The organism is Agromyces tropicus, from assembly GCF_039531345.1.
Taxonomy (GTDB): domain Bacteria; phylum Actinomycetota; class Actinomycetes; order Actinomycetales; family Microbacteriaceae; genus Agromyces; species Agromyces tropicus.
Map to the genome: position 1 here is coordinate 15,492 of NZ_BAAAPW010000004.1, position 22,408 is coordinate 37,899.

The following is a 22,408-nucleotide window of genomic DNA, read 5'->3' on the forward strand; positions in this document are numbered from 1 at the left end:
TCCATTCAACCCGATGCCGCCGACACCACGGCCGCCGTCACGCCCCAGCCCGGAGTTCGCCGAGCACACGGGCGACGGCGTCGACCGTGCGGCGCGCCTGCGCGGCATCCGTGCCCCAGTTGCTCACGGAGAAGCGCACGACGGCCCGGTCGTGCCAGCGCGAGGTCATCGCGAGCACCTCGCCGTCCTCCCACAGCGCCGTGCTCAGCGCCTCGGTCGCGGCGTCGTCCTCGAGTGCGATGCACACCTGGGTGAACACCACCTCGTTCAGCACCTCGACGCCCGGCAGCTCGCGCAGGCCGTCGGCGATGATCTTCGCTGATCCGGCGAGGCGGTCGATCAGCCCGGCGAGGCCCTCGCGCCCGAGGTGGCGCAGCACCGCCCACGTCGGGATGCCGCGGGCCCGCCGCGAGAGCTCGGCGACCTTCTCGTGCGGGTCGGCCCCGACGGTCGTCGCCTGGAGGTAACTCGCGTGCATGCTGAGCGCCCGTCGCATCGCCGCGACGTCGCGGACGATCGCGATGCCGCAGTCGTAGGGCACGCTGAGCGTCTTGTGCGCGTCGGTGGACCACGAGTCCGCGTCGGCGAGGCCCGCCGTCAGGTGGCGAAGGCGCGGCGACGCCGCGGCCCAGAGGCCGAACGCGCCGTCGACGTGCACCCACGCGCCCGCCTCGTGGGCCGCGCGGCACGCCTCGGCGAACGGGTCGAACGCGCCCGAGTGGATGTTGCCGGCCTGCAGCGCGACGATGACCGGACCGGTGCCGGCGGCGAGCTCCGCGGCGAGCGCGTCGACGTCGATGCGGCCCTGCTCGTCGGACGCGACCACCGTCGGCGCCCCGAGCCCGGCGTACCGCGCCGCGAGATCCATCGTGCCGTGCCGTTCCTCGCCGGCGATCCAGCGGATCCGCGGACCGCCCGCCAGCCCCTCCTGCTCGACGTCCCATCCGGCGCGGCGCAGCACCTCGTCGCGCGCGGCCGCGAGACAGGCGAACTGGGCCATGGTGGCGCCCGTGGCGAAACCGACGTCGCTGCCCGACGGCAGCCCGAGGAGGTCGAGGATCCACTCGCCCGCGATCTCCTCGACGGCGGCCGCACCCGGGGTGATCAGTCGGAGCCCGGCATTCTGGTCCCAGGCCGAGACGAGCCAGTCGGCCGCGAGCGCGACCGGCTGGGTCCCGCCGATCACCCACCCGTAGAAGCGCGGCGATCCGATGGCGATGAGGCCCGGCTCGGTCTGCTCCGCCAGCCGCGCGATGACCTCGTCGGCGGGCTCGCCGGTCTCGGGCAGTGCTCGCCCGAGCGCGTCGGCCACGTCGTCGACGCCCATCCGCGGCGGGATCGCCCGCTCCGGCAGGCTGCGCAGCCACGCCGCGGCCGCCCGGTGCGCCTGCTCCATGAGCTCGTCGTCGTAGGTCTCCACCTCGGCCGTGCGAACGGCCTCCTCGGATGTCTCGGGCATCGCCCCCACCTGCCTTCGCGCGTCCACACGCACCCCGATCCTCCACCCCGCGCGCGACGAGCGTCAACGGACGGAGGTCCCCCACCGGCCGGCCCGGACGGGCCCGCGATGCGCCCGGCGGTCAGGCGGTCGGATCTCGGGCGGTCGGATCTCAGGCGGCCGGATCCCCGGCGACGAGCTTCACCGCGAGCGAGTCGACCCCCATGGCGATGGCGTCGTCGGCCGCCCACCGCCGCGCCAGCCGCGCGGTGGTCGCATCGAGCTCCTGGCGCGTGAGCCCGGCGACCAGCCGGAGCCGCACGACCAGTTCGGGTCCGCGCAGTCGCGCATCCGGGTCGCCGGCCTCGAGGTCGACGCCGAGGACGGCGAGCTCGCCGCCGATCGAGCGTTCGAACGCCTCGCGCACCGGGTCGGACTCGAACGGCGGCCGCCACGGGCGCTGCTGCGCCACCGACCACACGGCCGGCCGGCGGAGCACGAACTCGGTCGGCGAGCCCGGGTCGAGCACGACGAGCTCGGTGCCGTCGTCGGCGGCGGCGAGCGCGACGCGCACGCCGTCCGCCGGCACGGGCCGCGCGGCCGGGTTCCACGCCGACATCGCCGCGACCGAGCCGAAGACGGGCAGCACGCGGCGCCCGTCGGGGCCCTCGACCGTGACGATGGAGAGCTCCTGGCTCTTGTCGACGGCATGGCCGTGCGCGCCCACCTCGGTCCCGCCGTCGCCGAGTTCGGCGAGCAGCGGGATCAGCAGGCGGCTGGCCCCGAACGCCGCGACGACGTCGGCCTGGCCGCCGTCGCCCGACCGGAACCGGGCGAGGGCCGCGCCGAGCGCCTCCGGCATCGTGCCGTCGTCGGCCGCGTGCGGATTGGCCTGGAACGAGCGGCCCGCCCAGGGGCGGCCCGCCGAGTCCGCGGCGGGGTCAGTGGGATGCGACATCCAGCGCCTCGGGCAGCGTGAACGCGCCCGCGTAGAGGGCCTTGCCGATGATGGCGCCCTCGAGGCCCTGCGGCACGAGCTGGCGCAGCGCCGCGACGTCGTCGAGGCTCGAGACGCCGCCCGACGCGATGACCGGCCGGCGGGTGCGCTCCATGATCTGCTCCAGGAGCTCCACGTTGGGGCCCTGCAGGGTGCCGTCCTTGGTGACGTCGGTCACGACGTAGCGCGCGGCGCCGGCATCCTCCAGGCGGTCCATGACCTGCCAGAGGTCACCGCCGTCCTTGGTCCAGCCGCGGGCCGCGAGCGTCGTGCCGCGCACGTCGAGGCCGATGGCGATGGCCTCGCCGTACTGCGCGATGACCGAGGCCGCCCACTCGGGGTTCTCGAGCGCCGCGGTGCCGAGGTTGATGCGCTTCGCGCCGATCTCGAGGGCGTTCTCGAGCGAGCGGTCGTCGCGGATGCCGCCGGAGAGCTCGACGTTGACGCCGCGGACCTGGCGGATGACCTTCTTCAGGACGCCGGCGTTGGAGCCGCGGCCGAATGCCGCGTCGAGGTCGACGAGGTGGATCCACTCGGCGCCCTGGTCGGCCCAGTCGGCGGCCGCGTCGACGGGGTCGCCGTAGTTCGTCTCGGTGCCCGCCTCACCCTGCGTCAGGCGGACCGCCTTGCCGCCCGCCACGTCGACTGCGGGAAGCAGCACCAGGCGGGGGGTCTTGTTGAACTCACTCATCACTGTCCTCGGATCGGAAGCCGCACGGTCGCGACCTCGGCACAGTCACAGCATCCTAGTCCGCACCGGACGGCCGATGACGAATCGGCGGAGCACGTCCGTCCGGCTCCGCTCACGCGAGCGAACCGATCCAGTTCGCGAGCAGCCGGATGCCGGCGTCGCCGGACTTCTCGGGGTGGAACTGCGTCGCCGACAGCGGGCCGTTCTCGACCGCGGCGAGGAACCTGCCGCCGTGTTCGGACCAGGTCAGCCGGGGCTGCGGGAACGGAGGGATCACGTCGAGGTGCCACGCCTGCGCCGCATAGGAGTGCACGAAGTAGAAGCGCTCGTCGTCGAGCCCCTCGAAGAGCACGGACCCCGTGTCGGGTCGCACCGTGTTCCACCCCATGTGCGGGAGCACGTCGCTCGGCAGCTCGGTCACGGCGCCCGGCCACTCGCCGAGGCCCTCGGTGTCGACCCCGCGCTCCACGCCGTGCTCGAACATGACCTGCATGCCCACGCAGATGCCGAGCACGGGCCGTCCGCCGGCCAGGCGGCGGTCGATCAGCTCGTCGCCGCGCACGGCCCGCAGCCCGGCCATGACCGCCGCGAACGCGCCCACACCCGGCACGACGAGGCCGTCGGCGTCCATCACCGCCCGCCGGTCCGCGGTGAGCTCGACCTCGGCGCCCGCACGCTCGAGCGCCTTCACGGCGGAGTGCACGTTGCCGGAACCGTAGTCGAGCACGGCGACGCGGGGCGAGCCGCTCACAGGGCGCCCTTCGTCGAGGGGATGCCCGTGACGAGCGGGTCGAACGCCTTCGCCTGGCGGAACGCGCGCGCGAACGCCTTGAACTCCGCCTCCGCGATGTGGTGCGGGTCGCGCCCGCCGCGGACCTCGACGTGCACCGTCAGGCCCGCGTTGAACGCGATCGCCTCGAACACGTGCCGCACCATCGACCCGGTGAAGTGCCCGCCGATGAGGTGGAACTCGAAGCCGGCGGGCTCGCCCGTGTGCACGAGGTAGGGGCGCCCGGAGATGTCGACGACGGCCTGCGCGAGCGCCTCGTCGAGCGGGACGAGTGCGTCGCCGTACCGCGAGATGCCCCGCTTGTCGCCGAGGGCCTGCCGGATGGCGGTGCCGAGCGCGATGCCGACGTCCTCGACGGTGTGGTGCACGTCGATCTCGATGTCGCCCTTCGCACGGACCGTGAGGTCGGTGAGCGAGTGCTTCGCGAATGCGGTCAGCAGGTGGTCGTAGAACGGCACCGTCGTCTCGATGTCGCTCGTGCCGGTGCCGTCGAGGTCGATCGAGAGGTCGATGCTCGATTCGCTGGTCTCGCGCTGCACGCGCGCGGTGCGTGCGAGGCGGTCGGTGCTCATGCGGCCATCCTATTCGCGGGGCTCGTCGTGGGATCCGGGCGGGTCACGGCGCCGCGGCCGCCTCGGGGGCGAACGCCGCCATCGCCTCGAGGAACGCCGTCGTCTCGGCCTCCGTGCCCGCGGTCACCCGGAGGCATCCGGGCAGCCCGATCTCGCGGATCAGGATCCCGCGCTCGAGCAGCGACGAGAACACCGCGTGGGGATCGACGACCCCGCCGAACAGCACGAAGTTCGCGCCGCTGCGGTACGGCCGGAACCCCATGGCCGCGAGCTCGCGCGAGATGCGGTCGCGCTGGCCTCGGATCTCGTCGACCATGGCGAGCATCTCGTCGGCGTGCGCGAGCGCGCCCAGCGCGGCGGCCTGGGTGAGCGCCGACAGGTGGTACGGCAGGCGGACGAGTCGCAGTGCGTCGACGACGGCCGGGTCGGCGGCGAGGTAGCCGACGCGCGCCCCCGCGAACGCGAACGCCTTGCTCATGGTGCGTGAGACGAGCAGCCTCGGGTGCCCGTCGAGGATCGTCAGCGCGCTCGGCGTGCCGGGGTCGGCGAACTCCTGGTACGCCTCGTCGACCACGACGATGCCGCGCGCCGCCTCGGCGACCGCCGCGATCGTCTCGAGCGACAACGGCGTGCCGGTGGGGTTGTTCGGCGAGCAGAGCAGGACCACGTCGGGGTCGTGCGCCTCGATCGCGGCGACCGCGGTCGCGGGCGAGAGTTCGAAGTCCGCATCGCGGTCGGCGGCGATCCAGCCGGTCCCGGTGCCGGAGGAGAGCAGGCCGTACATCGAGTACGTGGGACCGAATCCGAGCGCGGTGCGCCCGGGCCCGCCGAAGGCCTGGAGGACGTGCTGGAGCACCTCGTTCGAGCCGTTGGCGGCCCAGAGCTGCTCGGGCGTCAGTCCGTGGCCGAGGTAGCGGGCGAGCGCGGTGCGCAGTTCGGTGAACTCGCGGTCGGGGTAGCGGTTGAGGCCGACGATCGCGGCGGCGACGCGGGCGACGATGTCGTGAGCGACGTCCTCCGGGATGGGGTGCGTGTTCTCGTTGACGTTGAGCGCCACGGGGACGTGCTGCTGCGGGGCGCCGTACGGCGCCTTCCCTCGGAGGTCGTCGCGGATCGGGAGGTCGTCGAGACTCGTCACCGATCAATGCTATCCGCGCCGCCCGCCGTGTTTCGGGCCGCGGGTCACGAGCCGGGTCAGCCGCCGATCGCGGGCAGCACCAGTTCCTGCCCGGGCTGGACGACCGCGTCCTGGAGGCCGTTCAGCCGCATGATCTCGTAGATCACCTCGCGCGGGTCCGCGGACGGCGCGATGGACTCGGCGATGCCCCAGAGCGTGTCGCCGGCGCCGACCTCCACGGTCTCGAAGGCGACGGCGGGGCGACCGTCGTCGATGCCCGCCTCAGCACCGCCCGAGGACAGGGCGCCGACGAGCACGCCCACCGCGATCGGGAGCGCGGCCAGGGTCGTGACCACGGCACGCCCGCGACGGGTCAGCCTGAGCCGCGTCCGCGGCGTCGCGAAGCCGGGCATCGCCGGAGCCGCGCCGGCGGCTCCCATCACCACTGCACTCATTCCGCACCTCCCGGGATCCAGCCCCGCATCCGGCCCTCGGCCGGGAAGGCCGGATGCGAAGCTGTGTTCCGAATATATCTTCGAACGTTCGAGGCTGCAAGCACCGGATGGTGGGATTCCGGGCCCTGATTCCGCGACACACTCGAACGGATGTTTGTCGTGCGCGTGCGAGGCGGATACAGTTTCGAATGTCCGACGACAGTCGAACATCGACCACCGACATCCGGGCCGACGCGGTCCCGACGAGAGGCGAGGCACGTGAGCATCGACATCGACCAGGCACGCGGCGCGAGCGGCCGGTCGCGTCGGCGCAAGACGCTGAGCCCGAAGCAGCTCGCGATCCTCGAGGTCATCCGCGCGTCCGTCGCCGAGCGGGGCTACCCGCCGAGCATGCGCGAGATCGGCGACGCCGTCGGGCTCTCCTCGCTCTCCAGCGTCACCCACCAGCTCAACCAGCTCGAGCTCGCCGGCTACCTGCGGCGCGACCCGAACCGGCCGCGCGCGCTCGAGATCCTCATCGACGTCCCCGGCACCGAGCCGCGCACGGCCGCGGTCGAACCCGCGCCCGTCGGCGACGCCGCCATGGTGCCGCTCGTCGGCCGCATCGCCGCCGGCGTGCCGATCACCGCCGAGCAGCAGATCGAGGAGGTCTTCCCCCTCCCCCGTCAGCTCGTCGGCAAGGGCGAGCTGTTCATCCTCAAGGTCGTCGGCGACTCGATGGTCGACGCCGCGATCTGCGACGGCGACTGGGTGGTGGTGCGCTCCCAGCGCACGGCCGAGAACGGCGAGATCGTCGCGGCCATGCTCGACGGCGAGGCGACCGTGAAGGTCTTCCGCCAGCGCGACGGCCACACCTGGCTGCTCCCCCGCAACTCGGCCTTCGAGCCCATCCTCGGCGACGAGTCCGAGGTGCTCGGCAAGGTCGTCGCCGTCCTCCGCACGGTCTGAGGCCGCGCGGCCCGGCACGACGAGGGGCGGATGCCGCAGGCACGTGCCCGCGGCATCCGCCCCTCGCGTGGAGTCAGGCCGTCGCGGCCACCGCGACCTCGTCGCGGACCGCCCGGGTCGCCTCGACGATGTTCGCGAGCGACGCGACCGTCTCGTCGTAGCCGCGCGTCTTCAGGCCGCAGTCCGGGTTCACCCAGAGCCGGCCGGCCGGCACGCCCTCGACCGCGCGCTCGAGCAGCGAGCGCACCTCGTCGACGCTCGGCACGCGCGGCGAGTGGATGTCGTAGACGCCGGGACCCACGCCGTGGTCGAACCCGCTCGCCGAGAGGTCCCCGACGACCTCCATGCGGCTGCGCGCCGCCTCGATCGAGGTGACGTCGGCGTCGAGCTCCCGGATCGCGTCGATGACGACACCGAACTCCGAGTAGCAGAGGTGCGTGTGCACCTGCGTTGCCGGTGCCGCGCCGCCCGTGGCCAGCCGGAAGGCGCCGACCGACCACTCGAGGTAGGCGGGCTGGTCGGCGCGCTTCAGCGGGAGCAGCTCGCGCAGTGCGGGCTCGTCGACCTGGATGACGCGGATGCCGGCCTGCTCGAGGTCGCCGATCTCGTCGCGCAGGGCGAGCGCGACCTGGCGGGCCGTGTCGCCCAGCGGCTGGTCGTCGCGGACGAACGACCACGCGAGGATCGTGACCGGACCGGTGAGCATGCCCTTGACCGGCTTCTCCGAGAGCGACTGCGCGTAGGTCGACCACTCCACCGTCATCGGCGCCGGGCGCGAGACGTCGCCCCACAGGATCGACGGACGCGTGCAGCGGGAGCCGTACGACTGCACCCAGCCGTGCTGCGTCACCGCGAAGCCGTCGAGCAGCTCGGCGAAGTACTGCACCATGTCGTTGCGCTCGGGCTCGCCGTGGACGAGCACGTCGAGGCCCAGGTCCTCCTGCAGGCGGATGACGCGGGAGATCTCCTCGCGCATGAGCTCCCGGTACCCGGCCTCCGTGAGCTCCCCCTTCACGAGCCGCGCACGAGCGCGGCGGATGTCGGCGGTCTGCGGGAACGAGCCGATCGTCGTGGTCGGAAGGGCCGGCAGCGCGAGGTCGTCCTGCGCCGCCACGCGCGCGTCGTACGCGGCGCGCGCGAACGCGCTCGCGTCGAGCGCGGCGAGCCGGTCGCGCACCGCGGGCACGCGCACGCCGGGAGCCGCGGCACGGTCGGCGAGGGCGGCGGACGCCGCGTCCAGGTCGGCCGCCACGGTGTCGCGCCCCTCGGCGAGGCCGCGCGCGAGGACGGCGACCTGGGCGACCTTCTGGTCGGCGAAGGCGAGCCAGCTCACGAGACGGGCGTCGAGTGCGGACTCCTCGTCGACGTCGTGCGGGACGTGCAGGAGCGAGGTGGAGGTCGAGACGGCGACCGAACCCGAGAACGAGCCGAGCGCCTCCGCACGGGCGAACGCGTGCGCGAGGTCGCCGCGCCAGATGTTGTGGCCGTCGACCACGCCGGCGACGAGGGTCTTCGCGGCGAGCGCCTCCTCGGTCACCGGGTCGAGCTGCGCCGGCAGGTCGCCGCGGACCAGGTCGAGCCCGATCGCCTCGACGGGCGTCGCCGCGAGGACGGGCAGCGCCGCGTCGAGGTCACCGTACGGCGCGGCCACGAAGACCGCCGGGCGGTCGTCGGCCGCGCCCAGGGCGTCGTACGCCGCCGCGACGGCCTCGAGCACGCGGTCGCGCGGCTCGTCGAGGCTCTCGCTCACGAGCGCCGGCTCGTCGAGCTGCACCCATTCCGCACCGGCGGCGGCGAGCTCGGCCAGCAGCGTCCGGTACACGGGCAGCAGGTCGGCGAGGCGGTCCAGCGGACGGAAGCCGTCGGGCGCGTCGTCGGCCGCCTTCGAGAGCAGGAGGAACGTGACGGGTCCGACCAGCACCGGGCGCGTGACGAACCCGGCCTCGCGTGCCTCGCGCACCTGGGCGACCAGCGCGGCGGCGTTCGGGGCGAACGCGGTGTCCGGGGCGATCTCGGGCACCAGGTAGTGGTAGTTCGAGTCGAACCACTTCGTCATCTCGAGCGGGGCGTCCGCACCCTCGCCGCGCGCCACGGTGAAGTACCCGGCGAGGTCGAGCGCGCCGTTCGCGTCGAGGAGCCGCTCGAAGCGTGCGGGGATCGCGCCGACCGCGACGGCCGCGTCGAGGACCTGGTCGTAGTAGGAGAAGCTCTCCGGGATGGCGGAGCCGGTGCGGCCCAGTCCGAGCGCGGCCAGGCGGTCGCGCGTCGCCGCGCGCAGCCCGGCGGCGGTGCGCTCGAGCTCGTCGGCGTCGATCCGTCCGGCCCAGAACGCCTCCACGGCGCGCTTGAGCTCGCGACGGCGACCGATGCGCGGGTAGCCGAGGATCGTTCCGGTGGGGAAGGCGGGTGCGGTCATCGTTCTCTCGTGTTCCTCTCGGTGCCCGCATGGGCGGTGGCGGTGGCGAGGCCGAGCCGGTCCAGGACGGCGAGGACGGCCTCGTGGCGGTTGAAGGTGTACAGGTGCAGTCCGGGGGCGCCGCCGGCGAGGACGTCGCCGGCGAGTCGTGCCGCGAAGTCGACGCCGATCTCGAACTGGGCGTCGGCGTCGGGCTCGATCTCGAGGTCGATCGCGAGGCCGGCCGGCGCCGGCACGCCGGTGAGCTGCTGCAGGCGCGTGAGCCGGGCCGGCGTGGTGACCGGCATGATGCCGGGCAGGATCGGGATCGTCACGCCGCCCGCGCGGGCGCGGTCGACGAACCCCAGGTAGTCGTCGGCGTGCCAGAAGAGCTGGGTGATCGCGAGGTTGGCACCGGCGACCTCCTTGGCCAGCAGCACGTCGACGTCCTGGCTCGATCCCCGGGAGCGCGGGTGGCCGGACGGGAACGCCGCGACGGCCACGCGCTCCGGGCGCGGGCGCTCGCGGATCGCGGTGACGCCGGGCATGCCCGGGATGCGCGACTGCCCGAACGGCTCGCGCTCCTCCTGGACGCGGTGGATGAGCTGCACGAGCTCGGCCGCGCTGCGCAGGTCGCCGATCGCGTCGGCGGCGTCCTCGGAGCCGGCCGGCGGGTCGCCGCGCAGCGCGAGGAAGCTCGTGATGCCCGCGTCGAGGAACTCGCGCACGAGGCGGTTCGCCTCCGCGTGGCTCGACCCGACGCACGTCAGGTGCGCCATCGGCTCGACCCGCGTCTGCTGGAGCATGTAGCGCAGGACCGTGAGGGACCGGTCGCGGCTCGACCCGCCCGCGCCGAAGGTCACCGAGATGAAGGCGGGGTCGGCCTCGGCGAGGCGGTCGATGGTGCGGCCGAGCGCGATCGCCGCGGCATCCGTTCGCGGCGGGAAGAGCTCGAACGAGATCGGCGGCCTCGGCCGACGGGCGGCGCCGTCGGGCTCGGTTCCGGTCATGTCGCTCCAGGTGGCGGCGGTGCCGTACCGGGAGGTCGAGTGCACGGCACGCCGCGCCCGACCGGCCGTCACGGCAGGCGGGTCTCGCGGGCGGGTGCCGGGCTCGGCGGTCGCTCCAGGCGGGCGGCATCCGGCCGCTCGCCACGATCAGGTGCGACGATACGCCCGGTCGCGGCGATTCGCGCCGTTGTTACGACGAGTGACTCGGCCCCCGGCTACGCCAGTGCGGCGACGCGGAACTCGTCGAGCTGGGCGGCCTGCTCGGGCGAGGCCAGCGCGCGGATGCGCGTGCCGTCCTCGACGTAGTCCGTCGAGATCACGCGGCCGCCCTCGTGCAGCGCCGAGACGACGTCGCCACGGTCGTAGGGCACCAGGAGGTCGAGTTCGACGGCCGGGTCGGGCAGCATGCGGTCGATGGCGGCGAGCACCTCGGCGACGCCCTCGCCGGTGCGTGCGGAGGCGAACACGGCGCCGGGCTCGAGGCCCTGCAGCACCAGGCGGTCCTCGGGAGCGACGAGGTCGGCCTTGTTGAACACGATCAGCTCGGGGAGGTCGCGGGCGCCGACCTCGCCGATGACGTCGCGGACGGTCGCGATCTGCTGGGCGGGGTCGGGATGCGCCGCGTCGACGACGTGCACGATGAGGTCGGCATCGGCGACCTCCTCGAGCGTCGAGCGGAAGGCCTCGACGAGCTGGTGCGGCAGGTTGCGGACGAACCCGACCGTGTCGGCGATCGTGTACACCCGGCCGTCGGCGGTCGTGTTGCGGCGCACCGTGGCGTCCAGCGTCGCGAACAGGGCGTTCTCGACGAGCACCCCTGCACCCGTGATGCGGTTCAGCAGGCTGGACTTGCCGGCGTTGGTGTAGCCCGCGATGGCGACCGAGGGCACCGCGTTGCGCTTGCGATTCGCACGCTTGGCCTCGCGCGCGGGCTTCATGCCCGTGATCTGACGGCGCAGCTTCGCCATCCGCGAGTGGATGCGGCGGCGGTCCAGCTCGATCTTCGTCTCACCGGGACCACGGGAGCCCATGCCCGCGCCGGCGCCGCCGACCTGGCCACCGGCCTGGCGGGACATCGACTCGCCCCAGCCGCGCAGGCGCGGGAGCAGGTACTCGAGCTGCGCGAGCTCGACCTGCGCCTTGCCCTCGCGGCTCTTGGCGTGCTGGCTGAAGATGTCGAGGATGACGGCGGTGCGGTCGATCACCTTGACCTTGACCGCGTCCTCGAGCGCGCGCCGCTGGCTCGGGGCGAGCTCGGTGTCGGCGACGACGGTGTCCGCGCCGAGCGCGGCGACGAGGTGGCGCAGCTCCTCGGTCTTGCCGCGCCCGAGGTACGTCGAGGGGTCGGGGTGTGGACGACGCTGCAGCACGCCGTCGAGCACGCGCGCACCCGCCGTCTCGGCGAGGGCGGCGAGCTCGCGGAGCGAGTTCTCGGCGTCCTCGAGCGACCCCTGCGGGTAGACGCCGATGAGCACCACGTTCTCGAGGCGCAGCTGCCGGTACTCGACCTCGGTGACGTCCTCGAGCTCGGTCGAGAGGCCGCCGACGCGCCGGAGTGCGGCCCGCTCCTCGCGGTCGTACTGCTCGCCGTCGGCGCCGTCGTCGACGGTCGCCGCGAACCCGGCGCGCTGGATCGACGTGGCCGCCGACGCGCCGAACCTGGACACGCCGGCGTGGGCGTCCGCGCTGCGCAGCACGCGCGCGATCGCCTCGTCCTGGGTGTCGATTTCCGCGTCGTTCATCCGGTCAAGCCTACTTCCGTTCGTTGCGATAGGTTCCCCTGTATGCCGCAGGAGCACTACTTCTCGTCCAAGCCCGCCGACGGCGCCACGCTCCGGACGATCCCGGTGCGGCTCGCCGGCCGAGCGGTCGAGGTGCAGACCGCCGGCGGCGTCTTCAGCCCCGACCACGTCGACCTCGGCACCCGCGTGCTGTTCGAGGAGGTCCCGGAGCCGCCGTCCGTCGGGCACCTGCTCGACCTCGGGGCCGGGTGGGGACCGGTCGCGCTGACGCTCGGCCTCGAGGCACCGGATGCCACGGTCTGGGCGGTCGACGTGAACGAGCGGGCGCTCGACCTCGTGCGCCGCAACGCCCGGCGGCTCGGGCTCCCCAATGTCAACGCCGCACTGCCCGACGATGTTCCCGAGGACGTGCGGTTCGCGACGATCTGGTCGAACCCGCCGATCCGGATCGGCAAGGCCGAGCTGCACGCGCTGCTCCGGCGCTGGCTGCCCCGACTCGAGGTCGGGGCGACGGCGTGGCTGGTCGTGCAGCGCAACCTCGGGGCCGACTCCCTCCACCGCTGGATCACCGACGAGTTCGGCGAGGGATGGACGATCGGGCGCGCCGGCTCGTCCAAGGGCTTCCGGGTGCTGACGGTCACGCGCGACGCCTGACGGACCCGCGCACGTTCGCGGGCGTCGACTCGGACCACTCGGTCGATCGGCTCAGGCGAGGCTGAGCACCCCGTCGAACACGAGTTCGCCCGGCCCCGAGAGCAGCACGTGCTCGCCGTCGGGGCGCGCCTCCATGCGCACGCCGAGCGCACCGCCCGGCACCTGCACGATCCACTCGTCCGGCGCGCCCTCGCCCGCCCAGTACCGCACGGCGAGGGCGGAGGCCACGGCGCCGGTGCCGCACGAAAGGGTCTCCCCCGACCCGCGCTCGTGGACGCGCATGCGGATGCGGCCGCGACCGGCCTCCACGAGCGGCTCGGCCATGACGACGAACTCGACGTTCGCACCGGCCTGCGGCTCGGGCTCGAGCACGGGCACGAACGCGAGGTCGAGCCCGTCGAGCTCGTCGTCGTCGGCGAGGGCGACGACGACGTGCGGATTGCCCACGTCGATGCCGAGGCCCGGCCGGGCGACGGGCAGGTTCTTCGCGCGCACGAGGGGTTCGCCGCCGTCGAGCCGCCACACGCCGAGGTCGGCCTCGAACCCGCCAGGCGAGACCCGCACGCGGCGGACGCCCGCGCGCGTGCCGATCGCGACCCACTCGCCGTTCTCGGGCGCGATGAAGCCCTGGTCGATGAGGTAGCGGGTGAACACCCGGATGCCGTTGCCGCACATCTCGGAGACGCTGCCGTCGGCGTTCCAGTAGTCCATGAACCAGGTCGCCTGCGGGTCCTCGGCGAGGGCGCCCGCGCCGTCGGCCAGCCGCTCGCTGCGCACGGCGCGGATCAGGCCGTCGCCGCCGACGCCGAAGCGGCGATCGCACACCGCTGCGATCTGCGACGGGTCGAGCTCGTGCTCGCCCTCGGGGTCGCTGAACAGCACGAAGTCGTTGCCCGTGCCCTGGCCCTTGGTGAAGCGCAGATCGAACGCCATCGCCCCAGTCTAGGGAGCGCTGAGGGGCTCCTCGGCACGCGCCTGACGGGCGACCTCGGCGGCCACGGCGGCCGGGTCGAGCGCGTCGACGACGGATGCCGCGCGGTACCGCCGGAACCATCCGACCTGGCGTCGGGCGTAGGTGCGGGTGAGCGCCTGCGTCTCGGCGACGGCGTCGGCCTCGGTCATCCGCCCGTGGAGCTGGGCGAGCGCCTGCGCGTACCCGATCGCCTTGCGCGCGGTGACGCCGCGCTCGAGCCCGGCGGGGATGAGGCCGCGGACCTCGTCGAGCAGTCCGTCCGACCACATGCCGGCGGCTCGGGCGTCGAGCCTCGCGACGAGGTCGGCCCGTTCGGCGCGCAGGTGCACGATGCGGTGGGGCCGCCACGGCACCGGCTCGTCGGGCAGCCTCGCCGCCTTCGGCTCACCGGTGAGCTCGATCACCTCGAGCGCGCGCACGATCCGGCGGCCGTTCTGCGGATCGACGCTCGCGGCGGTCTCGGCGTCGAGCTCGCGCAACCGGCGGTGCAGGAGCCCGGGACCGAGCTCATCGAGGTCTCGCTCGAGCCGCGCCCGGATCGCGGCGTCGGTGCCGGGGAACCGGAGGTCGTGGATCACGCTCGAGACGTACAGCCCCGACCCGCCGGTCAGGAGGGCGACGCCGCCGCGCGCCGCGATCTCGTCCACCGATTGCCGCGCATCCCGCTGGTAGGCGGCGGCGGACGCCTCGTCCGTGACCTCGAGCACGTCGAGCAGGTGGTGCGGGACGCCCTCGCGCTCGTCGACGGGGAGCTTCGCGGTGCCGATGTCCATGCCGCGGTAGAGCTGCATCGCGTCCGCGTTCACGACCTCGGCGGGCCGCCCGGTCGCCGCGATCGCGTGGGCGAGGTCGAGCGCGAAGCGGGACTTGCCGGTGCCCGTCGCCCCGACGATCGCGATCAGCGACACGTCAGCGCTGGCCGTCGGCGGGGTCGTAGATCGGCATGGTGCCCACGCCGGGGCTCGTCAGCGGCTCGCCACCCGCGCGGAGGGCGGGCAGGCCGAGCGACACGCGACCCGCGGCGGATGCCGCGCCGGGTGCCGCGGGCACGCCGCAGCTCTCCGCCTGGGCGCGGTCCCACGCGTCGCCGGCGCGCGTGCGGCGGATGCGCAGCGGCGAGCCGTCGACGGAGTCGGCGAGGAGGTGGAACGGCGCGGCCTGCGTGATCTCGAGCGAGACGACGTCGCCGGGGCGCGGCACGTCGGAGCCCTCGGGCACCTCGAAGTGCACGAGCCGGCTGTCCTCCGCCCGGCCGCTGAGCCGGTGCGTCTCGGCATCCTTCTTGCCCTCGCCCGTGGAGACGAGCACCTCGACGGCGGTGCCGACGAGCGTCTGGTTCTCCTCCCACGAGATGCGCTCCTGCAGCGCGATGAGGCGGTCGTAGCGGTCCTGCACGACCTCCTTCGGCACCTGGTCCTCCATCGTCGCGGCCGGCGTGCCGGGGCGGATGGAGTACTGGAACGTGAAGGCCGAGGCGAAGCGCGCCGCCTCGACGACGCGCAGCGTCTCCTGGAAGTCCTCCTCGGTCTCACCGGGGAAGCCGACGATGATGTCCGTCGAGATGGCGGCGTTCGGGATCCGCGCGCGGACGCGGTCGAGGATGCCGAGGAACTTCTCGGAGCGGTACGACCGTCGCATGGCCCTGAGGATGCGGTCGGAGCCGGACTGCAGGGGCATGTGCAGCTGCGGCATGACGTTCGCCGTCTCGGCCATCGCGTCGATGACGTCGTCCGTGAACGCGGCCGGGTGCGGACTCGTGAACCGGATGCGCTCGAGCCCGTCGATGTCGCCGGCGGCGCGCAGGAGCTTGCCGAAGGCGTGCCGGTCGCCGAACTCGACGCCGTACGAGTTGACGTTCTGTCCGAGCAGCGTGACCTCGACGGCACCGTCGTCGACGAGGGCCTGCACCTCGGCGAGGATGTCGCCGGGGCGCCGGTCCTTCTCCTTCCCGCGCAGGGCGGGGACGATGCAGAACGTGCAGGTGTTGTTGCAGCCGACCGAGATCGAGACCCAGCCCGAGTAGGTGGAGTCGCGCTTGGTCGGGAGCGTCGAGGGGAACACCTCGAGCGCGTCGAGGATCTCGAGCTGCGCCTCGTCGTTGTGCCGCGCCCGCTCCAGGAGGCTCGGCAGCGAGCCCATGTTGTGCGTGCCGAACACGACGTCGACCCACGGGGCCTTCTCGAGGATGACGTTCTTGTCCTTCTGCGCGAGGCAGCCGCCGACCGCGATCTGCATGCCCGCGTGCCGGCGCTTCACGCCGGCAAGGTGGCCGAGGTTGCCGTAGAGCTTGTTGTCGGCGTTCTCGCGCACCGCGCACGTGTTGATGACGACGACGTCGGGCTCGGTGCCGTCGGCGGGCACGTAGCCGGCCGCCTCGAGCGAGCCGCTGAGCCGCTCGGAGTCGTGCACGTTCATCTGGCACCCGAAGGTGCGGACCTCGTAGGTGCGGGGCGCGGCCGGGTCTGCGGCGACGGCCTCCGCAGGCGCGGGCATCGCCTCGTGAATGGTGCTCATGATCGCACCAGTCTACGAGCCGTCAGGAGATGCCCGGATCGTCCACCGGCCCGTTGCCGCCGAGCGCGACCCCGACGGCACGGCGCACGAGCTCGCCGCCGTACCCGCGCCGCATCAGGAATGCCGAGAGCCGTCGCTCGGCGACGTGGCGATCGAGGCCGCCCAGCTGCCGGGCGCGACGTTCCGCGACCTCGAGCGCCTGCTCGAACTCGACGTCGGGGTCGAGCGCGTCGACCGCCTCGCGTGCGAGCTCGTCGTCGATGCCGCGCCGGCCGAGCTCGTGCAGGAGGGCGCCGCTCCCCCGCCCGCGGCGCAGTCCGTGGCTGTGCACGAGCTGCTCCGCGAGCCGGCGGTCGTCGAGGTAGCCGAGTCGCTCGTAGCGCTCGATCCAGTCCTCGACCTCGTCGTCGTCGAGCCCGTGCTCGACGAGGATCGCGCGCACCTCCGAGACGGACAACGACGACCGACGCAGGCGCGTGACGATGAGTCGGTCGATGCGGTCGTCGCGCTCCGCGCCGGTCTCGTCCGGCTCGGACTGCTCCGGCCCGACCTCTTTCGACTCCGGCGCCGCGCGCTCGGCGGTGGAATCGCCGAGCCGCCGCGGGCCCGTCGAACTGCCCGCGGATCGCCGCCCGGGGAGGCGCGACGGGTGGTCCGCCCGGGCGCGCGCCGCGACGTCCGCCTCGGTGGCGCCGTCGGGATGCCCCGACGGCGCCACCCACGGCAGGTAGGTGACCGGCGCGAGCCGCTCGGTGCCCTCGTCGCCCATGGCCCGCCTGCTAGGCGCCCTTGCGCTTGGCCGCGAGCGACTCGACCTTCGCGACCGGGGCCGGCGCCGAGGCGCCCGCCGCGAGGCCGATGCCGATGCCGATGCCGAGCTTCGCGAGGATCTTCTTCTCGATGTCGGCCGCGATGTCGGGGTTCTGCAGCAGGAAGTTGCGCGCGTTCTCCTTGCCCTGCCCGAGCTGGTCGCCGTCGTAGGTGTACCACGCGCCCGACTTCTTCACGATGCCCTGGTCGACGCCGTAGTCGATGAGGCTGCCCTCGCGCGAGATGCCCACCCCGAAGAGGATGTCGAACTCGGCCTGCTTGAAGGGCGGCGCCATCTTGTTCTTGACGACCTTGACGCGCGTACGGTTGCCGACCGCGTCGGACCCGTCCTTCAGGGTCTCGATGCGGCGGATGTCGAGGCGCACCGATGCGTAGAACTTCAGCGCCTTGCCGCCGGCGGTGGTCTCGGGGCTGCCGAAGAACACGCCGATCTTCTCTCGGAGCTGGTTGATGAAGATGGCCGTCGTCTTGGTCTGGTTGAGCCCGCCGGTGAGCTTGCGGAGGGCCTGCGACATGAGGCGGGCCTGGAGGCCGACGTGCGAGTCGCCCATCTCGCCCTCGATCTCGGCGCGGGGCACGAGCGCCGCGACGGAGTCGATGACGACGAGGTCGATCGAGCCGGACCGGACGAGCATGTCGGCGATCTCGAGCGCCTGCTCGCCCGTGTCGGGCTGCGACACGAGCAGGGCGTCGATGTCGACGCCGAGCTTCTTGGCGTAGTCGGGGTCGAGCGCGTGCTCCGCGTCGATGAAGGCGGCGATGCCGCCGGAGCGCTGCACGTTCGCGATCGCGTGGAGCGTGAGCGTGGTCTTTCCCGACGACTCCGGACCGTAGATCTCGATGATCCGGCCGCGCGGGAGGCCGCCGACGCCGAGCGCGACGTCGAGTGCGATCGAGCCGGTGGGGATGATCTCGACCGGGGCGCGCTCCTCGCTGCCGAGGCGCATCACCGACCCCTTGCCGAACTGGCGGTCGATCTGGGCGAGTGCGGTCTCGAGGGCCTTCTCGCGGTCTGCGGGTGATGGCATCGGTGCTCCTTCGTGGTGGTGACGGCTGCCTCTAGGCTGTCGTTTCCGCGTGCCGGGCCGTGACCCGGCACGTCTGGCGACAAGGCGTTGCGGTGTGTTCCGACTGCTCCGACCGTACGGTCGGCCACCGACATCCGTCGCCCTGCGGCCGCGGATGTGGATGGACGCGTCATCCCTCCCGTTGGTGAGGAGCCTAGCGCAGCATCCGAACGGATGTTCGATGCCTCGACCGGCGTGTCGAACGCGTCTTCGGACGCGATCCGCTCACCCTCCGGGGCGCTCCCCCGGCTGCGGCCGGCCGACGCCGTGGCGTCGCTCCTCGGGGACGTCGGTCGCCGCGCAGAGCGCGGACCACACGTCGCGCGGAGCCAGCCCCGCCGCGAGCGCCTCGCGCGCGGTGCGGTTGCCGAGCTCGACGAGCACGAGGTCGTTCACCACGACGTCCCCGTACCCCGGGCCGAACTCCTCCTCGACCGCCAGGGCGAACTCACTGCGCTTCACGAGCACCTCCGGACATGCGAACGGCCGGTCCTCGGACCGGCCGTTCGACGAACTCGCTGGATCAGCGGACCATCATGTCCGCGTCGAACTCCGCGACCAGCTCGTCGGGAAGGCTGTCGGGCACTGCCGGGGCGCTGAGCCCCTCGAGCACCGCGATGCGGTCGCCGACCTCGTGCATGATCACGGAGATGGGCGTGTCGAGCGCGTCCGCGACGGACGCGAGGATCTCGCTCGACGCCTCCTTCTGGCCGCGCTCCACCTCGCTGAGGTACCCGAGCGCGACGCTCGCCTTGCTGGCGACCTGTCGGAGCGTCCGGCCCTTCTGCAGGCGGAAGTCCCTCAGCACGTCGCCGATCTCCTGTCGAACCAGAACCATCGGAACCTCCCTCGTCTGCCTGCGACCCGTTGCCGGGGCCGGTTCGGGGAGGTCAGTCTAGCGCCTCATCCCGTTCACCGAGCCTAGCTTGCGTCACTGGAGTTTTGCTTTGAACCCGGCACCTGTAACGAGGTGTTCACGTGGCCTATTCCCGCGTCTCCGCCCGGTCACCGGCGCGGTCCGCGCCGGAGGCGCCGGATGCCACGGGAGCGTCGACCACGGCGGTCGCGCCCGTCGGGACGAGCACGGGCGACGACTCCAGCCGCGCGCGCCGCCGCTTCAGCCAGACGCCCGCCACCACGATGACGGCGAGCGTGCCGTACGCGACGATCGCGAACGGGCTGTGCACGAGGTAGAGCAGGTCGCCCTGGCTGATCGCCATCGACTTGCGCAGCTGCTCCTCCGCCATGGGGCCGAGGATGCCGCCGACGACCATCGGCGCGACCGGGTACCCGTACCGCCGCATCAGGAATCCGACGAGCCCGACGGCCATCAGCGTGAGCGTGTCGACCACGTTGAAGTGCAGCGCGTACGCACCGAGGCCCGCGAAGGCCAGGATGCCGCCGTAGAGGTAGGGCCGCGGGATGCGGAGCACCTTCACCCAGATCCCGACGAGCGGCAGGTTCAGCACGATGAGCAGCACGTTGCCGATGTAGAGGCTCGCGATGAGCGCCCAGACCAGGCCCGACTGGTTCTCGAAGAGGAGAGGACCGGGGCGGATCCCGTAGGACTGGAAGGCGGAGATGATGATCGCGGCGGTCGCGGTCGTCGGCAGGCCGAGGGTCAGCAGCGGCACCAGGACGCCGGCTGCGGCCGCGTTGTTCGCCGACTCCGGACCCGCGACGCCCTCGATCGCGCCCCGGCCGAACTCGGCCCGGGCCTCGCCCTTCGCCAGCCGCCGTTCGGCGGCATACGACAGGAACGTCGCGACATCCGCTCCGCCCGCTGGGATCGTGCCGATCGGGAACCCGATCGCGGTGCCGCGCAGCCACGGCTTCCACGAGCGCCGGAGGTCGTCGCGCGTCATCCAGCTGCGCCATCCGCGATCGACCGGGATGACGCGGACGGAACCGTGGCGGAGCCGTGAGGCCACGTACAGCGTCTCCCCCACCGCGAACAGGCCGACGGCGATGAGCACCACGTCGATGCCGTCGGCGAGGCTCGGGATCCCGAACGTGTAGCGCTGCTGGCCCGAGAGCACCTCGGTGCCGACGAGGCCGAGCACGAGCCCGAGGCCGAGCGAGACGAGCCCGCGCGGCACGCTCGAGCCGAGCAGCGCGCCGACGGTGAGGAACGCGACCACGATGAGCGCGAAGTAGTCGGCCGGGCCGAGCTGGACGGCGAGCCGCGCGATCCCCGGGGCGAGGAAGGTCAGCAGGACCGTCGCGACCGTGCCGGCGACGAACGAGCCGATCGCCGCGGTCGCGAGCGCGGCCGCGCCCCGCCCCGCCTTCGCCATCCGGTTGCCCTCGAGCGCGGTCACGATCGACGCCGACTCGCCGGGCGTGTTCAGCAGGATCGAGGTCGTGGAGCCCCCGTACATTCCCCCGTAGTAGATGCCGGCGAACAGGATGAGCGCGCCGGTCGGGTCGAGCGTGTAGGTCAGCGGCAGCAGCAGGGCCACGGTCATGGCCGGCCCGATGCCGGGCAGCACGCCGACGGCCGTGCCGATGAACACGCCGAAGAGCGCCGTGAGCAGGTACTGCGGCTGCAGCGCGGTCGTGAAGCCCTCGAGCAGGGCGGTGAGGCTATCCATGGAAGATCGGGATCCAGTTCAGGGCGGGCCCGGCGGGCAGCGAGAGGCCCAGCCAGGTGCCGAAGACGAATTGGGTGACGAGTCCGAGGGCGAGCCCGATCGCGAGCGCCGCCCAGCGGCGCTTCGCGCCGAGGATGATCGCACCGCCGCCGAAGACCACGGCCACGGCGACCGGCCATCCCGCGAGGTCGATGAGCAGGAGCTGCGACAGGAAGACGGCGACGAGCAGGGCCACGGTCACCCAGTCGGTCGGGGCGTCCGGATCGACGTCCTCGCCGTCGTCGGGACGACCGCGGCGACCCCGGAGCAGCCCGACCAGCACGGCCGCGGCGGCGAGCACGAGCAGTACGCCGACGGCGTACGGGAAGGCGCGGGGCCCGAGCACGCTCGCCGACCCCGGAGGCACGCGGATGGCACCGGCGCCGGCGATCGTGCCGACCCCGACGAGCAGCGCGACGCCCGCGAAGACGTACTCGCCGATCGCGCGGACCGGTCGCGAGGGAGGGAGGGCCCCCTCCGGCGCGTCCGCGCCGAAGGGGGTCGGGGTGGGGCTGGTCACTGCTCGACCAGGCCGATCGTCGCGAGCGTCGCCGCGACCTCGTCGATGTTGCCGTCGAGGAAGCTCGAGAACTCGTCGCCGCCGAGGTAGGCGTCCGCCCACCCCTTCTGCTCGAGCGTCTCGGTCCACGCACCGGTGTCGTGGAGGTCGGCGACCAGCGTGCGGAGCGCGTCGGCCTCGCCCTCGGAGATGCCGCCGGGCGCGAGCAGGCCGCGCCAGTTGGTGAGCTCGACGGCGTAGCCCTCCTCGCCGAGCGTCGGCGTGTCCGGCAGCAGTTCCACGCGTTCGGGCGAGGAGACGGCGAGCGCGCGGAGCTCGCCCGCCTCGATCTGCTCGACGAACTCGCCCACGCCCGAGATTCCGGCCTGCACGGTGTTCCCGAGCAGCATCGTCACGGCCTCGCCGCCGCCGGAGTTCGGGATGTAGTTCAACGTCGACGGGATCTCCGACGGGTCGACCCCGGCCTCGGTGAGCAGCATGCCGGCGAGGATGTGGTCGGCGCCGCCGGCGGAACCGCCGGTCACCGAGATCGCGGCGCCCTGCTCGACGATCGCGTCGACGAGCTGCTCGGTGGTCGTGTACGGCGAGCCGGACGGCACCACGAGGACGAGCGCCTCCTCGGTGAGGCGGGCGATGGGCGTCATGTCCTCGATGCGGACCTCCGACGCGTTCGTCTCCACGGCGCCGACCATGACGAGGCCGGTGATCATGAGCGTGGCCGGGTCGGTCTCGTTCGCGAGCGACGCGAGCCCGACGGTCCCGCCGGCGCCGCCGATGTTCTGGACGGGCGCGGACGACACGAGCCCCTCGTCGGTGAGCACCTGGGCGATCGAGCGCGCCGTCTGGTCCCATCCGCCGCCGGGGTCGGCGGGAGCGATGACGTTCACCGCGTCGATCGTCGCGGTGTCATCGCCGTCGCCCCCGGACGACGCAGCGGGCGCGGCGCAGGCGGCCAGGCCGAGCACGGCGGCGATGCCGATGCCGACGGCCGCGGTCCGGGCGACACGGGTGCGGGAGTGGAAGGGGAAGGCCGCGGGGGACGGCCGATTGGGTGATCGCAA

At 73.2% G+C, this 22,408-nt stretch carries 22 protein-coding genes; 2 read left to right on the forward strand and 20 right to left on the reverse strand.

What is annotated here, in order from left to right; all coding sequences use genetic code 11:
- Positions 1 to 37: 37 nt before the first annotated feature.
- The 7 genes from ABD230_RS12495 to ABD230_RS12525 form a co-directional block, all read right to left on the reverse strand.
- On the reverse strand, positions 38 to 1,459 hold the full coding sequence (locus tag ABD230_RS12495) for a pyridoxal phosphate-dependent decarboxylase family protein (protein ID WP_344374507.1): 1,422 nt from the start codon (positions 1,457 to 1,459) through the stop codon (positions 38 to 40).
- Between the two features lie 151 nt (positions 1,460 to 1,610).
- A complete protein-coding gene (locus ABD230_RS12500) occupies positions 1,611 to 2,396 on the reverse strand; it encodes an SseB family protein (protein WP_344374510.1) in 786 nt (261 codons plus the stop codon).
- Positions 2,380 to 3,126: a bifunctional 1-(5-phosphoribosyl)-5-((5-phosphoribosylamino)methylideneamino)imidazole-4-carboxamide isomerase/phosphoribosylanthranilate isomerase PriA gene (priA, locus tag ABD230_RS12505; RefSeq protein ID WP_344374513.1), complete on the reverse strand. Its 747-nt coding sequence runs from the start codon at positions 3,124 to 3,126 to the stop codon at positions 2,380 to 2,382. Before priA ends, ABD230_RS12500 begins: the two co-directional genes overlap by 17 nt.
- A 112-nt stretch (positions 3,127 to 3,238) precedes the next feature.
- Positions 3,239 to 3,877, reverse strand: a complete 639-nt coding sequence (hisH, locus tag ABD230_RS12510; RefSeq protein WP_344374516.1) for an imidazole glycerol phosphate synthase subunit HisH — start codon at positions 3,875 to 3,877, stop codon at positions 3,239 to 3,241.
- Positions 3,874 to 4,488, reverse strand: coding sequence for an imidazoleglycerol-phosphate dehydratase HisB (gene hisB / locus ABD230_RS12515; RefSeq protein WP_344374520.1), 615 nt, complete (start codon positions 4,486 to 4,488; stop codon positions 3,874 to 3,876). The genes hisH and hisB overlap by 4 nt, the downstream gene beginning before the upstream one ends.
- Positions 4,489 to 4,531: 43 nt before the next feature.
- Entirely contained in the window at positions 4,532 to 5,626 is a 1,095-nt protein-coding gene (locus ABD230_RS12520) for a histidinol-phosphate transaminase (RefSeq protein ID WP_344374523.1), read from the reverse strand.
- 56 nt (positions 5,627 to 5,682) lie between these two features.
- The gene (locus tag ABD230_RS12525; RefSeq protein ID WP_344375690.1) at positions 5,683 to 6,045 is read right to left on the reverse strand and encodes a LysM peptidoglycan-binding domain-containing protein; all 363 of its coding nucleotides are present in this window, start codon (positions 6,043 to 6,045) and stop codon (positions 5,683 to 5,685) included.
- A gap of 285 nt (positions 6,046 to 6,330) precedes the next feature.
- On the opposite strand from ABD230_RS12525, the gene lexA reads away from it, so the two are divergent.
- A complete protein-coding gene (lexA, locus tag ABD230_RS12530; RefSeq protein ID WP_344375692.1) occupies positions 6,331 to 7,008 on the forward strand; it encodes a transcriptional repressor LexA in 678 nt (225 codons plus the stop codon).
- Between the two features lie 73 nt (positions 7,009 to 7,081).
- Here the strand turns inward: lexA and metE are convergent, their stop codons facing one another.
- From metE to hflX, 3 genes are all read right to left on the reverse strand, one after another.
- A complete protein-coding gene (gene metE / locus ABD230_RS12535) occupies positions 7,082 to 9,424 on the reverse strand; it encodes a 5-methyltetrahydropteroyltriglutamate--homocysteine S-methyltransferase (protein WP_344374529.1) in 2,343 nt (780 codons plus the stop codon).
- Positions 9,421 to 10,458: a methylenetetrahydrofolate reductase gene (locus tag ABD230_RS12540; protein WP_344374534.1), complete on the reverse strand. Its 1,038-nt coding sequence runs from the start codon at positions 10,456 to 10,458 to the stop codon at positions 9,421 to 9,423. The genes metE and ABD230_RS12540 overlap by 4 nt, the downstream gene beginning before the upstream one ends.
- A gap of 170 nt (positions 10,459 to 10,628) precedes the next feature.
- Complete coding sequence (gene hflX, locus ABD230_RS12545) at positions 10,629 to 12,155, reverse strand: GTPase HflX (RefSeq protein ID WP_344374538.1); 1,527 nt, start codon at positions 12,153 to 12,155, stop codon at positions 10,629 to 10,631.
- A gap of 42 nt (positions 12,156 to 12,197) precedes the next feature.
- On the opposite strand from hflX, the gene ABD230_RS12550 reads away from it, so the two are divergent.
- Positions 12,198 to 12,809 carry a class I SAM-dependent methyltransferase gene (locus ABD230_RS12550; protein WP_344374544.1) on the forward strand — a complete coding sequence of 204 codons (612 nt, stop codon included), beginning with the start codon at positions 12,198 to 12,200 and terminating at the stop codon, positions 12,807 to 12,809.
- Between the two features lie 51 nt (positions 12,810 to 12,860).
- On the opposite strand, the gene dapF is transcribed toward ABD230_RS12550, so the two are convergent.
- The 10 genes from dapF to ABD230_RS12600 form a co-directional block, all read right to left on the reverse strand.
- Positions 12,861 to 13,742 carry a diaminopimelate epimerase gene (gene dapF, locus ABD230_RS12555; RefSeq protein ID WP_344374553.1) on the reverse strand — a complete coding sequence of 294 codons (882 nt, stop codon included), beginning with the start codon at positions 13,740 to 13,742 and terminating at the stop codon, positions 12,861 to 12,863.
- Between the two features lie 9 nt (positions 13,743 to 13,751).
- The gene (gene miaA, locus ABD230_RS12560) at positions 13,752 to 14,690 is read right to left on the reverse strand and encodes a tRNA (adenosine(37)-N6)-dimethylallyltransferase MiaA (protein ID WP_344374557.1); all 939 of its coding nucleotides are present in this window, start codon (positions 14,688 to 14,690) and stop codon (positions 13,752 to 13,754) included.
- Position 14,691: 1 nt separating this feature from the next.
- On the reverse strand, positions 14,692 to 16,275 hold the full coding sequence (miaB, locus tag ABD230_RS12565) for a tRNA (N6-isopentenyl adenosine(37)-C2)-methylthiotransferase MiaB (protein WP_344375695.1): 1,584 nt from the start codon (positions 16,273 to 16,275) through the stop codon (positions 14,692 to 14,694).
- A 43-nt stretch (positions 16,276 to 16,318) separates the two neighbouring features.
- Positions 16,319 to 17,065: a regulatory protein RecX gene (locus ABD230_RS12570; protein WP_344374560.1), complete on the reverse strand. Its 747-nt coding sequence runs from the start codon at positions 17,063 to 17,065 to the stop codon at positions 16,319 to 16,321.
- A gap of 10 nt (positions 17,066 to 17,075) precedes the next feature.
- Positions 17,076 to 18,155 (reverse strand): recombinase RecA, encoded by a 1,080-nt coding sequence (recA, locus tag ABD230_RS12575; RefSeq protein WP_344374563.1) that lies wholly within the window; start codon positions 18,153 to 18,155, stop codon positions 17,076 to 17,078.
- 264 nt (positions 18,156 to 18,419) lie between these two features.
- The gene (locus ABD230_RS12580; protein WP_344374566.1) at positions 18,420 to 18,656 is read right to left on the reverse strand and encodes a DUF3046 domain-containing protein; all 237 of its coding nucleotides are present in this window, start codon (positions 18,654 to 18,656) and stop codon (positions 18,420 to 18,422) included.
- 61 nt (positions 18,657 to 18,717) lie between these two features.
- The gene (locus ABD230_RS12585) at positions 18,718 to 19,032 is read right to left on the reverse strand and encodes a helix-turn-helix domain-containing protein (protein WP_344374569.1); all 315 of its coding nucleotides are present in this window, start codon (positions 19,030 to 19,032) and stop codon (positions 18,718 to 18,720) included.
- Positions 19,033 to 19,177: 145 nt separating this feature from the next.
- Complete coding sequence (locus ABD230_RS12590; RefSeq protein WP_344374572.1) at positions 19,178 to 20,788, reverse strand: tripartite tricarboxylate transporter permease; 1,611 nt, start codon at positions 20,786 to 20,788, stop codon at positions 19,178 to 19,180.
- Positions 20,781 to 21,347: a tripartite tricarboxylate transporter TctB family protein gene (locus ABD230_RS12595; RefSeq protein ID WP_344374575.1), complete on the reverse strand. Its 567-nt coding sequence runs from the start codon at positions 21,345 to 21,347 to the stop codon at positions 20,781 to 20,783. The genes ABD230_RS12590 and ABD230_RS12595 overlap by 8 nt, the downstream gene beginning before the upstream one ends.
- Entirely contained in the window at positions 21,344 to 22,408 is a 1,065-nt protein-coding gene (locus tag ABD230_RS12600) for a Bug family tripartite tricarboxylate transporter substrate binding protein (RefSeq protein WP_344374578.1), read from the reverse strand. Before ABD230_RS12600 ends, ABD230_RS12595 begins: the two co-directional genes overlap by 4 nt.

Bases quoted from the DNA above. Each gene is read 5' to 3' on its own strand.
- ABD230_RS12495 (WP_344374507.1), bottom strand. From the start codon at position 1,459: ATGCCCGAGACATCCGAGGAGGCCGTTCGCACGGCCGAGGTGGAGACC.
- ABD230_RS12500 (WP_344374510.1), bottom strand. From the start codon at position 2,396: ATGTCGCATCCCACTGACCCCGCCGCGGACTCGGCGGGCCGCCCCTGG.
- priA (WP_344374513.1), bottom strand. From the start codon at position 3,126: ATGAGTGAGTTCAACAAGACCCCCCGCCTGGTGCTGCTTCCCGCAGTC.
- hisB (WP_344374520.1), bottom strand. From the start codon at position 4,488: ATGAGCACCGACCGCCTCGCACGCACCGCGCGCGTGCAGCGCGAGACC.
- ABD230_RS12525 (WP_344375690.1), bottom strand. From the start codon at position 6,045: ATGGGAGCCGCCGGCGCGGCTCCGGCGATGCCCGGCTTCGCGACGCCG.
- metE (WP_344374529.1), bottom strand. From the start codon at position 9,424: ATGACCGCACCCGCCTTCCCCACCGGAACGATCCTCGGCTACCCGCGC.
- hflX (WP_344374538.1), bottom strand. From the start codon at position 12,155: ATGAACGACGCGGAAATCGACACCCAGGACGAGGCGATCGCGCGCGTG.
- ABD230_RS12550 (WP_344374544.1), top strand. From the start codon at position 12,198: ATGCCGCAGGAGCACTACTTCTCGTCCAAGCCCGCCGACGGCGCCACG.
- dapF (WP_344374553.1), bottom strand. From the start codon at position 13,742: ATGGCGTTCGATCTGCGCTTCACCAAGGGCCAGGGCACGGGCAACGAC.
- miaB (WP_344375695.1), bottom strand. From the start codon at position 16,275: ATGCCCGCGCCTGCGGAGGCCGTCGCCGCAGACCCGGCCGCGCCCCGC.
- ABD230_RS12570 (WP_344374560.1), bottom strand. From the start codon at position 17,065: ATGGGCGACGAGGGCACCGAGCGGCTCGCGCCGGTCACCTACCTGCCG.
- recA (WP_344374563.1), bottom strand. From the start codon at position 18,155: ATGCCATCACCCGCAGACCGCGAGAAGGCCCTCGAGACCGCACTCGCC.
- ABD230_RS12585 (WP_344374569.1), bottom strand. From the start codon at position 19,032: ATGGTTCTGGTTCGACAGGAGATCGGCGACGTGCTGAGGGACTTCCGC.
- ABD230_RS12590 (WP_344374572.1), bottom strand. From the start codon at position 20,788: ATGGATAGCCTCACCGCCCTGCTCGAGGGCTTCACGACCGCGCTGCAG.